The organism is Capnocytophaga canimorsus, from assembly GCF_002302565.1.
In the GTDB taxonomy this organism is placed as follows: Bacteria; Bacteroidota; Bacteroidia; order Flavobacteriales; family Flavobacteriaceae; genus Capnocytophaga; species Capnocytophaga canimorsus.
Window position 1 is genome coordinate 1118330 of sequence record NZ_CP022382.1, and the last position, 12720, is coordinate 1131049.

General features: G+C 36.2%; 12 protein-coding genes. 6 read left to right on the top strand and 6 right to left on the bottom strand.

The features are described from left to right. Nucleotides 1-20 precede the first annotated feature (20 nt). Nucleotides 21-1463, bottom strand: a complete 1443-nt coding sequence (locus CGC47_RS04870) for a nicotinate-nucleotide adenylyltransferase (RefSeq protein WP_042002013.1) — start codon at nucleotides 1461-1463, stop codon at nucleotides 21-23. A 128-nt stretch (nucleotides 1464-1591) separates the two neighbouring features. On the opposite strand from CGC47_RS04870, the gene CGC47_RS04875 reads away from it, so the two are divergent. Then, entirely contained in the window at nucleotides 1592-2353 is a 762-nt protein-coding gene (locus CGC47_RS04875; RefSeq protein ID WP_042002011.1) for an MBL fold metallo-hydrolase, read from the top strand. 5 nt (nucleotides 2354-2358) lie between these two features. On the opposite strand, the gene rimM is transcribed toward CGC47_RS04875, so the two are convergent. The 4 genes from rimM to CGC47_RS04895 all read right to left on the bottom strand — a co-directional run bounded on the left by rimM (nucleotide 2359) and on the right by CGC47_RS04895 (nucleotide 4823). Further along, nucleotides 2359-2886, bottom strand: a complete 528-nt coding sequence (rimM, locus tag CGC47_RS04880; RefSeq protein WP_042002009.1) for a ribosome maturation factor RimM — start codon at nucleotides 2884-2886, stop codon at nucleotides 2359-2361. A 6-nt stretch (nucleotides 2887-2892) separates the two neighbouring features. Beyond that, complete coding sequence (locus CGC47_RS04885) at nucleotides 2893-3411, bottom strand: 30S ribosomal protein S16 (RefSeq protein ID WP_013997936.1); 519 nt, start codon at nucleotides 3409-3411, stop codon at nucleotides 2893-2895. Nucleotides 3412-3787: 376 nt separating this feature from the next. Next, the gene (locus tag CGC47_RS04890; protein WP_095900072.1) at nucleotides 3788-4210 is read right to left on the bottom strand and encodes a hypothetical protein; all 423 of its coding nucleotides are present in this window, start codon (nucleotides 4208-4210) and stop codon (nucleotides 3788-3790) included. Between the two features lie 70 nt (nucleotides 4211-4280). Then, a complete protein-coding gene (locus CGC47_RS04895) occupies nucleotides 4281-4823 on the bottom strand; it encodes a ComF family protein (protein ID WP_231552409.1) in 543 nt (180 codons plus the stop codon). Between the two features lie 289 nt (nucleotides 4824-5112). Between CGC47_RS04895 and CGC47_RS04900 the strand changes: the two genes are divergently transcribed. The 4 genes from CGC47_RS04900 (at nucleotide 5113) to CGC47_RS04915 (ending at nucleotide 10675) form a co-directional block, all read left to right on the top strand. After that, on the top strand, nucleotides 5113-6657 hold the full coding sequence (locus CGC47_RS04900) for a glycine--tRNA ligase (RefSeq protein ID WP_095900073.1): 1545 nt from the start codon (nucleotides 5113-5115) through the stop codon (nucleotides 6655-6657). A gap of 223 nt (nucleotides 6658-6880) precedes the next feature. After that, nucleotides 6881-7600 carry a PAS domain-containing protein gene (locus CGC47_RS04905; protein ID WP_095900074.1) on the top strand — a complete coding sequence of 240 codons (720 nt, stop codon included), beginning with the start codon at nucleotides 6881-6883 and terminating at the stop codon, nucleotides 7598-7600. Between the two features lie 115 nt (nucleotides 7601-7715). Next, the gene (locus CGC47_RS04910; RefSeq protein WP_095900075.1) at nucleotides 7716-10319 is read left to right on the top strand and encodes a heavy metal translocating P-type ATPase; all 2604 of its coding nucleotides are present in this window, start codon (nucleotides 7716-7718) and stop codon (nucleotides 10317-10319) included. 104 nt (nucleotides 10320-10423) lie between these two features. Then, the gene (locus tag CGC47_RS04915) at nucleotides 10424-10675 is read left to right on the top strand and encodes a type B 50S ribosomal protein L31 (RefSeq protein ID WP_041913647.1); all 252 of its coding nucleotides are present in this window, start codon (nucleotides 10424-10426) and stop codon (nucleotides 10673-10675) included. A gap of 62 nt (nucleotides 10676-10737) precedes the next feature. On the opposite strand, the gene rsmG is transcribed toward CGC47_RS04915, so the two are convergent. Continuing rightward, on the bottom strand, nucleotides 10738-11370 hold the full coding sequence (gene rsmG, locus CGC47_RS04920; protein ID WP_042002001.1) for a 16S rRNA (guanine(527)-N(7))-methyltransferase RsmG: 633 nt from the start codon (nucleotides 11368-11370) through the stop codon (nucleotides 10738-10740). A 128-nt stretch (nucleotides 11371-11498) separates the two neighbouring features. On the opposite strand from rsmG, the gene CGC47_RS04925 reads away from it, so the two are divergent. Then, nucleotides 11499-12686: a pyridoxal phosphate-dependent aminotransferase gene (locus CGC47_RS04925; RefSeq protein ID WP_041985251.1), complete on the top strand. Its 1188-nt coding sequence runs from the start codon at nucleotides 11499-11501 to the stop codon at nucleotides 12684-12686. The last annotated feature ends 34 nt before the right edge of the window (nucleotides 12687-12720 follow it).

The window sequence follows — 12720 nt, forward strand, 5'->3', positions numbered from 1 at the left end:
TAATTAGGAGCTTTTTTCTTTTAAGACAATCCTTTTTTATAACCGAACAATCCTTTTTCAGTGATGATTTGGGCAACCCCTTCAGGTAATAAATCTTCCCAACCTGATTTTCCTTCCTCAATCATTTTGAGAATTTCTTTGGAAAATATATTAAGATGCGCATCATCATAATCTTTTATATCTTCTACTTTACCATTGAATTTAAAGAACTTATAAAGTTCTTTCATTCGCGGATGTACTTTTAGATTTTCACTAGTGATGATTTGACCCGTTTCAGGGTCTTTCATTGGAAAAAGATAAATTTTGATATCTCTGTAAAATAACTTACCAAAAGCCTCCAAAATTCCACCGCTAAGATGTCGGTAATATTTTTCGTCGAAAATGGCAACTAAGCTATTAACCCCCATTGCCAACCCCATACGTGCACGTGTGTAATTGGAAAAATATTCTACTACCCGATAGTATTCTTTAAAGTTGGAAATAAGCACTTTTTGTCCTAACGAACATAAAAGCTCTGCTCTATCCATAAAATCGTGTTCATCCAACTCTCCTTCCGAACACAAATTAGAAAGGGTGATTTCAAAAATAACTTCGGTACGATTCGGGTTTACCTTTTGTTCTTTCAAAAACATCTCCAAGGATTTTTTATACATATCCATATTCACCTTAGTTACTGGGCGAAAACTTCCTCGAAGCGTTAAAATATTTCTTTTGTAGAGTTGCTCAGCAGGCAAAATATTATTCCCATCAGGACCAAACATAACCGCTTCTGTCATTTGATTTTTAACCAGTTGCAGACTCATCAAGCGATTATCTACATTTTTAAAACTCGGTCCTGAGAAGTTAATCATATCGATTTCTATTAAATCTTTATCGATATGGTCATACAAGTATTTGAGCAATTTTTTAGGTTCGTTCGTTTTGTAAAAAGCTCCATAAATAAGATTAACTCCAAGAATACCAAGGGTTTCTTGTTGTGCTCGTGCTTCAGTTTGGTGGAAACGTATATGTAAGATGATTTCGTTATAATTCCCCTGAGGTTCAGTTTGAAAGCGTAAACCAACCCAACCGTGTCCTTTGTAGCGTTTTGAAAAATCAATAGTCGCTACGGTATTAGCGTATGAAAAAAACAATTTGTTAGGATGTTTTTCACGTGTCAGTCGAGATTCGATGAGCTTAATTTCATAATCAAGCATCTTTTTTAATCGATTTTCAGTCACGTAACGCCCATCGGTTTCCACTCCGTAAACAGCATCGCTAAACTCTTTGTCATAAGCACTCATTGCCTTAGCTATAGTTCCTGAAGCAGCACCAGCACGGAAGAAATGCCTCACCGTTTCTTGCCCTGCTCCTATCTCGGCAAATGTTCCATAGATGTTCTCGTTAAGATTGATTCTTAACGCCTTAGCTTTAACTGAAGGAATATCTTCAATATCTCGATCGCCTTGGATAATTACGCTCATTTTCTGGTTGTTTTAATGATTTTTTAAAGGCACAAATCAATTGAAAGTAAAATTGATTTCAGATTGTTTTCTACAAAAATAATGTTTTCCAAAAGAAAAATCCTATATTTGACCATAAATTTTACATTTTGAAAATCACTTTTTTAGGCACAGGAACTTCGCAAGGAATTCCCGTTATAGGTAGCGATCATCCAGTAAGTTTAAGTAACGATTTTAAAGACAAAAGATTGAGGACTTCAGCCTTAATCTCTTGGGATAACGTTAATGTAGTTATTGATTGTGGTCCTGACTTTAGGCAACAGATGCTCACCAATCAAATAACTCATTTAGAAGGAATTCTTTTTACTCACGAACACGCTGACCATACGGCGGGCATTGATGATATTCGTCCCTTTGTTTTTAAGCAAGGAGATATGCCTATTTATGGTTTACCTCGAGTAATCGGCGAATTAAAAAAGCGTTTCGAGTATATTTTTCAAACTGAAAATAGGTATCCTGGAGCGCCTTCGGTGTGTGTGCATAAAGTAGAAACTGATAGCTTTAAAGTCTGCGGAAAAACCATTATCCCTATAGCGATAAAACACGGCGAACTTCCTATTTTGGGGTATCGGATAGGCGATTTGGCATATATCACTGATGCTAAAACAATTATACAAGAAGAGATGGATAAACTGAAAAACCTTAAAGTATTAGTATTAAACTGTTTACGTAAAGAACCCCATCCTACACATTTAAATTTGGAAGAAGCCTTAGCCATCATAGAAAAGTTAAAACCTGAAAAAACGTATTTTACACATATTAGTCAAGCTTTTGGATTTCACGAAGAAGTATCAAAAACGCTCCCAAAAAATGTATTTTTGGCGTATGATAATTTGGTAGTAGAAATTTGATTTCTCTATTCTAGATACAAATCTATCAAACCTTCGGGGGTTTGTACAACAATAGTTTTATTCTTACGATTGACTTCTACTAAAAAATCGTCATTCATCGGGATGAGAATTTGCTTTCCGTCTCTTTCTATCTCAAAAAGGGCTTGTGAGGTAGTGTCATTAACACCTACAATAGTACCAACCTCTCCGTAATGAACATCTTTTACGGTAAAGCCAATAACTTCGTGGAAATAAAACTGATTTCCAGAAAGTTTAGGTAAAAACGAAAGAGGTAAGTACAACTTATGTTTCATAAGCGCTTCTGCATCAGCCTCTGATGAAACATCTTCAAATTTCATACGGAGCAAGTCCGATTTATGTAGCGAACATTTTTCAATAAAAAAAGGAACCGGTTTTCCGCCCAAAGCGATAAAAACCGATTCCATATTTTCGTAAATTTCAGGGTCGTCCGAGTCTAACTTAACCAAAACTTCCCCTTTGAAGCTAAATTTTGATACAATTGTCCCTATAAAGAAGCAATCTTTCAAATTCATAATCAATTAAGCCTCAGTTTCGTTTTTTTCTTCTGTTGCTTCTTCAGCAGCAGCCTCTTCACTTGCAGCAGCTTGGGCTTGAGCAGCAGCATTTTTACGTTTTTCGTTAGCTTCTTTCTCAGCAGCTAATGCTTTGGCTTTGGCTTCAGTTTTTACTTTTGCCAATTCCTCTTGTTTAGAAGAAATTTTTCCTGTTTTTTCTTCCAACCAAGCATTGAATTTAGCTTCAACTTGCTCCAAAGTTAAAGCACCTTTGGCAACTCCACCAAGCAAGTGATGTTTAAGCAACACCCCTTTGTAAGAAAGAATACGACGTGCTGTTTCGGAAGGCTGTGCTCCGTTTTGCAACCATTTTACTGATGCATCAACATTTAAGTCGATTTGAGCAGGATTGGTATTAGGATTGTAAGTTCCTAATTTTTCAAGAAATTTACCGTCTCTTTTTGCACGAGAATCGGCAGCTACTACCCAGTAGAAAGGTTTTCCTTTTTTACCGTGTCTTTGTAATCTGATTTTTACAGGCATACGATTAAATTTTTGAGGTTCTCGACCTCGGTTATTAATTATTTAATTATCAAGGGGCAAATATACGTATATTTTTGTATTCTGAAAGAAAAACATTTTTAAATTTTAGGTCTAAAACACCTGAATCATATTTTTAAGAGTTATTATGATAGTTTAAACCACATAAAAACACCGTTTTTTCTATGTTTTTTTTTATAACCTAAAGCTTATTTTACGAAATGTAACAAAAGAATTAACCGTTAATCGTTTTGTGTATTTCGCCTTAATGTTAATCGCTTACAAAGATAAACATAAATAAAATCAGATATAACCCAAAAAGCCTCCACAAAAAAATAAAATTCATTTGTAAAGGCTTGATTTTTAACTAAAATAGCTATTAGGATTTTTTACAGCAAGATTTTTTGCCTTTTGCTTGTGAAGTACTACAGGCTTTTTTATCCTTGTCACAAGACTTTCCTTCTTTTTTAGAACAACACGATTTTTTATCCTTGTCACAAGATTTTGACTCTTCTTTACTTTTTTTAGAGCAGCACGATTTTTTACCTACTTGCTTTCCGTAGATTTTCTCATATTCAGCGTATTGCTCGGCTGATAAAATCGTTTTGAATTCCGCTTGGAAATTAGCTTTCGAATCTTTGTCATTAAGAGTACATTTTTGATAAAGTGCCTCCACCTTTTGTTTTTGGTCGGCAGTGAGCGATAACTCTTTAGCCAATTTTTCTACTTTGGTTTTACTACATTCTTGTGCATTAGCATTCCATACAAACAAAGCTAAAGCAATCACGATAAAATTAAACATTTTTTTCATCACATATATAATTAAAAATTAAACTCATTGCTTGGGTTAGACTTTTCTTTACATAAAAGGTTTAATCTTCCTTATTGGCATACGCCATAGAAACTACGCCCATTTTAACGCCTTCCTCTTGGGTTAGCTCACGATAGCAACTCTCTACAGTAGCTCCGGTGGTTATCAAATCATCTACTAAAAGCACCCTTTTATGCATTATCTTTTCAGGATTCTTCACCGAAAAAATATTTTGGCTATTTGCAACACGCTGAAAGAGATTTTTACGAGTTTGTGAGGTATTTGCTCGAATTTTAACAAGCACATCATCAACATATTCCGCTTGTAACTTTTGTGCCAACTGCTTACCAAAAAGAGCGACCTGATTATACCCACGCAAACGTTCTTTTTCAGGATGCAAAGGAACGGGCACCACCACTTGTGTTTGCCTAAAAACAGCCTCATCACTTAATTTTTCTCCTAACCAACTTCCCAGCCAAGCGCCTATTTGCTCATTGCCCTTGTACTTAAGTTGATGAATTAGTTTTTGTACCACCCCTTCCTTGTGAAAATAAAGTAGAGAGGTCGCTCCATACAAATCACATCTCCCGTAGAATTTTTTCATCAACGGATTGTTCAAAAAGGAATGAAATCGTGTTTCAGGTAATTGGTTTCTGCAAAAAACACATAAAAAAGCCTCTTTTCTCATTAAAACACAACCACACCCAGAACAATAACTCGGAAAAACAACCGATATTAGCTCTCGCAAAAACATCCTTTGGCAAATATTTCGCGCAATATAGTCCTTTTTGTCAAATATATTAAGTAAATTTGTCGCTTTAACGCATTTTTCACCAAATGAATGCTATAACTAACGTAAAAACTGAGTAATAAGAGCATTAACTTAAAAAACTATGATAAATCAAGAGGATTTTTTTAAAAAAGTGATTTCTCACGCAAAAGAATACGGATATATATTCCAATCAAGTGAAATTTATGATGGGCTAAGTGCCGTTTATGATTATGGGCAAAATGGTGTTGAGCTGAAAAAAAATATCCGTGAGTATTGGTGGAAAGCAATGGTACAAATGAACGAAAACATTGTAGGAATTGATGCTGCCATCTTTATGCACCCCACCACGTGGAAAGCGTCAGGACACGTAGATGCATTCAATGACCCTTTAATCGATAATAAAGATTCTAAAAAAAGATACCGAGCGGATGTTTTGGTAGAAGATTATGTTGCCAAAATTGAAGCCAAAATTGAAAAAGAGGTAGCAAAAGCCGAAAAACGCTTCGGAGAAGCATTTGATAAAGAACAGTTTATCACAACCAATGCTCGTGTACTTGAATATAAAAACCAAGCTGATGCTATTTTGAAGCGTTTGGCAAAATCGCTTGAAAATGAAGATTTAGCAGATGTAAAAGCCTTAATTGAAGAACTGGAAATTGCTTGTCCTGAATCGGGTTCAAAAAATTGGACAGATGTAAAGCAATTCAACTTGATGTTCGGAACAAAACTCGGGGCAACTGCCGACACTGCAATGGATTTGTACCTTCGCCCTGAAACAGCACAAGGGATTTTTGTTAATTTCTTGAACGTACAAAAAACAGGACGTATGAAAATTCCGTTTGGAATTGCTCAAACTGGAAAAGCTTTTCGTAATGAGATAGTTGCACGTCAGTTTATTTTCCGTATGCGTGAGTTTGAACAAATGGAAATGCAGTTTTTCATCAAACCAGGAACTCAAAAAGAATGGTACGAACATTGGAAAGAAGCCCGACTCAAATGGCATTTGTCATTAGGAATGGGGAGCGAAAATTATCGTTTCCACGACCACGAAAAATTAGCACATTATGCCGATGCAGCTTGTGATATTGAATTCCGTTTTCCGTTCGGTTTCAAGGAGTTAGAAGGAATCCACTCACGTACTGATTTCGATTTAGGAAACCACGAAAAATATTCAGGAAAAAAATTACAATACTTTGACCCAGAGGAAAATAAAAGTTACGTTCCGTATGTGTTGGAAACCTCTATCGGACTAGACAGAATGTTCTTGGCGGTGCTTTCAAATTCTTTACAAGAAGAAACCTTGGAAGGTGGTGACACACGTACTGTACTTCGTCTTCCTTTTGTATTAGCTCCCACCAAAGTAGCTGTACTTCCGTTACTTAAAAAAGACGGACTACCAGAAATCGCTCGTGAAATTATAGATGAACTGAAATTTGATTTTAGTGTTTCTTACGATGAGAAAGATGCTGTTGGGCGTCGCTATCGTAGGCAAGATGCGGCTGGAACGCCTTTCTGTATTACCGTTGACCATCAAACCAAAGAAGACCAGACGGTTACGTTACGTCATCGCGATACAATGGAGCAAATTCGCATTCCAATATCAGAGCTGAGAAGTGTTATTTCTAAAGAAGTAGATATGCGGAATTGGTTAAAAAAACAATTTTAATCAAGAACAACATCAATATATTTAAAATCAATTGTTTATAAGTAAAAATCAAAACTCAAAAAGTTAAGGTGTGTTAATTTTATATTTTATTTAACTTTTATTTCTAATTTAGCATCGTGAAAGAACTCTTAAAAATTAACTAAACATTAAGATAAAAATCTTTTACTAATCACCAGGTTTGATTATACATATAACACTTTGTTAAACTTAAAATGAGAAGGTTATGATTTACAAAACAAACTACAACGAACAGGAAGACTTTCAGGCAGATGTAAAGAATCCGTTTGCAGATTCAAATGCTCCTAAACAAAAAAGTGGTGTAGTGAAACCCGTACCTGTTGATCGTGAAGTGGTTTGGGATAAGACCAAAACCCTAATCAGTAAAACTGATAAATTTGGGAATATTGAATACGCAAATGATGCTTTTATTGAAGTTTCTTCTTATGAGGATTTTGAGTTGATGTCTCAGCCGCATAGTATTATCCGCCACCCAGATATGCCAAGGGTAATCTTTAAAATTCTGTGGGACAATCTCAAAGCTAAGAAAAATTTTCACGCCATCATTAAAAATATGGCTAAAACGGGGCGATACTACTGGGTAATTACCAATTTTGAAATCAAAAAAGATGAAGCTGATAACATTATTGGTTACGTAGGGTACCGCAAATCTGTAGCTGAAAGCGTAATTCGTGAGCATATTGAGCCACTATACAAGCGACTTCTTAAAATTGAGGAAGTTAATGGATTGGATGCCAGTGAGAAATACTTTTTAGGATATTTAGAAGAAAAAGAAACCTCTTATTATCAATTCATTGCTAACTTATTAAAACAAGCTGAAGAAGGCGAGACAGCTTCTGTAGAAACAGAAGAAGTTCCTGAAGAAGGCGATGCTAAAGACGTAAAAGCAACAACAAAAGGTTTTTTTGCAAGATTTTTTTCATAGATAGATTTTAAGTTAAGTTTGAGAAGGTGCCTAAAATGCTTATTTTAGGCACTTTCTTATTTTTAACTGTCAAAATAAAAAAATCAGTAATTTTGTAGAATAAAAACAATAAACTATGGAACAAATCTATTATATAAAAGGAATGACCTGTGGGGGCTGTGCCTCTTCCGTTGAGAAAAAACTATCTGAAATCAATGAAATTGAAAGTGTAACTATTGATTTGGATTCTCAAAAAGCAACAATTATCAGCCTAGAGGAAATTCCGTTTGAAAATTTACAAAAAGCATTAGAACACACTCACTATTCCATTCACAAACAACTCAATGAAGCGCAATCGTACACTTATTTCGTTAAAGGAATGAGTTGTTCGGGTTGCGAACAAACCGTCGGTGAACGCTTGGAAACAATCAGTGGGGTGACTGTTTCACAAATCAATGCAAAAAACAAAACTGTAACGCTAAATGCTCCCAGTACAATTTCTTTCCATAAGCTTAGTCAAACTCTTGAAGGCACACATTATTCCATCCATAAAACCTTGGAGGAAGCTACAACCATCTCACAAAAAACATCTTCCAACAACGGTGTTTTCTACTGCCCAATGCAATGCGAAGGCGATAAAACGTATTCAAAGGCTGGAGATTGCCCCATTTGCGGAATGGATTTAGTAGCTGAAATGAGTCTGCACGAAGACGGATTGGACATTGATGCCTTAAAAATCAAGGAATTAAAACATAAGTTTTGGGGAGCCGTAGCCTTTACCCTACCTATTTTCATCATCGCGATGAGTGAAATGATTCCTAACAATCCGTTGTATCAACTACTTTCTCAAAAATATTGGAATTGGATACAATTATTACTCTCATTGCCAGTTGTTTTTTATTACTGTCGAATTTTCTTTGAACGGGCTTGGAAAAGCCTAAAAACACTTCATTTCAATATGTTCACCCTAATCGGGATTGGAGCCGGAGTTGCGTGGCTTTTTAGCCTAATGGGGCTACTTTTCCCGAGTATTTTCCCTTCGGAATTCAAAACCCATTTTGGGGAAGTACACGTCTATTTCGAGGCAACTACCGTCATCTTAACTTTAGTTATGTTGGGACAATTACTTGAGGCAATGGCTCATCATAAAACACAAGATGCTGTTAAAGAACTACTTAATTTAACTCCTCAAACCGCTTTCAAAATTATTAACGGACAAGAACAAGAAGTTAGCATTCAAGAAATTAAAAAAGGAGATTTCTTAAGAATCAAGCCTGGTGGGAAAATTCCTGTTGATGGTATCATTTGGGAAGGATGCGCCCACATTGATGAAAGTATGATAACGGGAGAGCCTATCGCAGTGGATAAAAATATAGGCGACACCGTTTCTGCTGGAACGCTCAATGGTTTACAAAGTTTTATAATGAAAGCCGAAAGAATTGGCTCTGAAACCCTTTTATCACAGATTGTGGAAATGGTAAAAAAAGCAAGTCGAAGCCAAGCGCCTGTACAAAAAATCGCCGATAAAATTGCGGCTTACTTTGTACCGATTGTAGTTAGTGTTGCAATACTTACTTTTCTGGCTTGGATGGTATTGGCAGAAGATAACGGACTGATTTACGGATTTGTAAATGCCATTGCTGTACTGATTATTGCTTGTCCTTGCGCTTTGGGGCTTGCCACTCCAATGTCGGTTATGGTAGGTATTGGTAAAGGTGCAAAAAACGGAATTTTGGTAAAAGATGCTAAAGCCTTGGAATTACTTAGTAAAGTAGATACTTTAGTTATTGACAAAACTGGTACTATTACCGAAGGAAAACCGCAAGTTGAAAAAGTGGTTTATTTTAATGATTTCGATTTACAAAAAGCACTTTCATTATTGTATTCGGTGAATGCTCAAAGTGAACATCCATTGGCAAAAGCCACCAACGAATTCGCCAAATCAGCAAATGCGGAACTACTCCATACTATTGATTTTGAAAGCGTTTCAGGAAAAGGAGTTCGAGCAATCGTTGCGCAATCAGAAGTAGCATTTGGCAACGATAAGCTTATGGCTGAAATCGGGATTTTGATTCCGTTTTCTATCCTAAAACAAATAAAATCAGAACAACAAAAAGGTAAAACCATCTCTTATTTAGCTGTAAATAAATCCATTATTGCTGTAGTTATCATTTCTGACAGGATAAAACCTTCAGCAAAAGCCACTTTAAAAAATCTACAGAAACAAGGTATTGAAATACATATGCTTACGGGGGACAATCCTTTTACAGCAAAGGCAATTGCTGAAGAAATTGGGTTAACAAACTTCAAGGCAGGAATGCTTCCGCAAGACAAACAAAAAGAGGTAATTTCATTGCAACAACAAGGAAAAATTGTTGCTATGGCAGGTGATGGTATTAACGATGCACCTGCTTTGGCACAAGCCCAAGTGGGTATTGCTATGGGAACAGGTACCAATATTGCCATAGAAAGTGCAGAAATCACCCTACTACAAGGAGATTTAGAAGGACTTGAAAAGGCAAGAACGCTAAGCAAATCTGTGATGAAGAACATCAAAGAAAATTTATTCTTTGCACTGATTTACAACACCATAGGTATTCCGATTGCAGCAGGAATACTATATCCGTTTTTTGGCATTTTACTTTCGCCTATGCTAGGGGCTTTGGCGATGAGTTTCAGCTCGGTTAGCGTGATTGCTAATGCCTTGCGTTTGCGAAATATAACGTTAAAAAAGAACTAAATGAGGGTTTGTTCACAAAAAAACAAAAAAAGTATTGCTGATTAAATTTATATACTTATATTTGCGGTCTGAAAAGTAAGAAGATAAAAAAATATTTCAAAAAGATGAAAAAGGGAATACATCCGGAGTCGTACAGGTTAGTAGCTTTTAAAGATATGTCAAATGATGATGTTTTCATCACAAAATCAACAGTAGCTACCAAAGAAACTATTGAAGTGGACGGAACAGAGTATCCGTTAGTAAAGTTGGAGATTTCAAGAACTTCACATCCTTATTATACAGGAAAATCTAAACTTATTGATACTGCAGGACGTATCGACAAGTTCAAAAACAAATATGCTAAATTCAAAAAATAATAGCATTTTAGCCATAACAGAAAAACGCTTTCCTTTTCAGGAAAGCGTTTTTTTATTACTCTTTATTTACCTTGATATTTTAGAGGTAGATATACCACTTTTTTAGTTTCAAAAAACTCTTCGGAGAAAAAATCGGAAATCGGGAAAAGCTGTACTTTTTCGTAAGCAGCTAACTCTTTAGTCAAATCCCCGCCTTTCAAATACAGAATTCCATTTTTAAGAGAATGTTTTGACTCTTTCTTTATTTTTCGTTTCACCCATTTTACAAATTCGGGCATTTGAGTTACAGCTCGACTTACAATAAAATCAAATTCCTGATTTACTTGCTCCACTCGCGTTTGCACGGCGGTTACATTAGTCAGTCCGAGGGCTTGTACCACCTCCTCTACCACTTTTATTTTCTTTCCAATAGAATCCACCAACATAAACTGCGTTTTCGGAAACAAAATAGCCAAAGGCACACCAGGAAAACCGCCCCCCGTACCCACATCAAGCACCTGACTTTCAGGCAAAAACGACTGTACTTTAGCAATAGCCAAAGAATGTAACACGTGTCGCTGGTAAAAAAAATCAGTATCTTTACGCGAAATCACATTTATTTTAGCATTCCACTGCTCATACAAAGGCTTTAACATTTCAAAATGAGTTAGTTGCTGTGGGGTCAAATCAGGGAAATAGGTTTTTATGGCTTCCATTACTGAAAAAAAATTATAACAAAATTGTTTGCAAAAATAGAATTATTTGACAGATTAGCACCAATTTTTATTTGATATATTCTTTATTTTTGTAGCTAAAATGTTAACCTGAAAATTTGAAAATAATTATGCAAAAGTTTTTATCCGAACGCATTAACAAAATGGCTACTTCAGCAACCTTAGCTATGGCTGCCAAAACCCGAGAACTTAAAGCTCAAGGTAAAGATATCATTGGGCTCAGTTTAGGAGAGCCCGATTTTAATATCCCCGATTTCATTAAAGAAGCTGCCATTGAAGCCATACACCAAAATTATAGCAAATATTCACCCGTTGATGGATATTTAGATTTAAAAGAAGCCATTTGTGAGAAATTCAAAAGAGATAATCATCTTATTTACACCCCTTCACAAATCAGCGTTGCTACTGGTGCCAAGCAGTGTTTGGCAAACGTAGCTTTAGTGATGCTAAACAAAGGAGATGAAGTAATTCTACCTGCGCCTTATTGGGTAAGCTACAGCGACATTGTAAAAATTGCCGAAGGTATTCCAGTAGAGGTACGTACTACCATCGAAAATGATTTTAAAATTACTCCCCAGCAATTAGAGGCAGCCATTACACCAAAAACAAAAATGATTTGGTTCAGCTCACCTTGTAACCCCACGGGCTCGGTGTATAGTCGTGAAGAATTGGAAGGGTTAGCTGTGGTACTGCGTAAACATCCGAACATTTTTATCGTTTCTGACGAAATTTACGAACATATTAACTTTACCGAAAGACACGTGAGCATTGCTGAAATTGACGGAATGTTCGAGCGGACCATAACCGTTAATGGAGTATCAAAAGCTTTCGCGATGACGGGATGGCGCATTGGCTATATTGGTGCACCTGAATGGATTACCAAAGCCTGTACCAAAATGCAAGGACAAATCACCAGCGGTGCTAACGCCATCGCGCAACGGGCTACCATTGCCGCAGTAAAAGCTCCAGTAAGTAAGATTCAATATATGATTGATGAGTTCAAAAAACGGCGAGATTTGGTTTTGGAATTGCTTTCCGAAATCGAAGGATTTAAGCTCAATATACCTGAAGGTGCTTTCTATGTATTTCCTGATATTTCTTACTTCTTTGGGAAAACTCTAAAGGGGCAGAAAATAGAAACGGCTTCTGATTTTTCTCTATTTCTATTGGAAAATGCACACGTAGCTACCGTAACAGGTGAAGCCTTTGGAGACGATAACTGCATACGGATTTCGTATGCCGCCTCAGAGAAAGAACTTCGTGAAGCCATACATAGAATCAAAGAAGCCTTGAAATAAAAAACAAAGCCCTGAATATTCAGGGCTTTATCTT

What these genes read in the sequence shown, in the direction of transcription:
- CGC47_RS04870 (WP_042002013.1), bottom strand. Translation starts at nt 1,463, where the DNA reads ATGAGCGTAATTATCCAAGGCGATCGAGATATTGAAGATATTCCTTCA.
- rimM (WP_042002009.1), bottom strand. Translation starts at nt 2,886, where the DNA reads ATGAATTTGAAAGATTGCTTCTTTATAGGGACAATTGTATCAAAATTT.
- CGC47_RS04885 (WP_013997936.1), bottom strand. Translation starts at nt 3,411, where the DNA reads ATGCCTGTAAAAATCAGATTACAAAGACACGGTAAAAAAGGAAAACCT.
- CGC47_RS04890 (WP_095900072.1), bottom strand. Translation starts at nt 4,210, where the DNA reads ATGTTTAATTTTATCGTGATTGCTTTAGCTTTGTTTGTATGGAATGCT.
- CGC47_RS04895 (WP_231552409.1), bottom strand. Translation starts at nt 4,823, where the DNA reads ATGAAAAAATTCTACGGGAGATGTGATTTGTATGGAGCGACCTCTCTA.
- CGC47_RS04900 (WP_095900073.1), top strand. Translation starts at nt 5,113, where the DNA reads ATGATAAATCAAGAGGATTTTTTTAAAAAAGTGATTTCTCACGCAAAA.
- CGC47_RS04905 (WP_095900074.1), top strand. Translation starts at nt 6,881, where the DNA reads ATGATTTACAAAACAAACTACAACGAACAGGAAGACTTTCAGGCAGAT.
- CGC47_RS04910 (WP_095900075.1), top strand. Translation starts at nt 7,716, where the DNA reads ATGGAACAAATCTATTATATAAAAGGAATGACCTGTGGGGGCTGTGCC.
- CGC47_RS04915 (WP_041913647.1), top strand. Translation starts at nt 10,424, where the DNA reads ATGAAAAAGGGAATACATCCGGAGTCGTACAGGTTAGTAGCTTTTAAA.
- rsmG (WP_042002001.1), bottom strand. Translation starts at nt 11,370, where the DNA reads ATGGAAGCCATAAAAACCTATTTCCCTGATTTGACCCCACAGCAACTA.
- CGC47_RS04925 (WP_041985251.1), top strand. Translation starts at nt 11,499, where the DNA reads ATGCAAAAGTTTTTATCCGAACGCATTAACAAAATGGCTACTTCAGCA.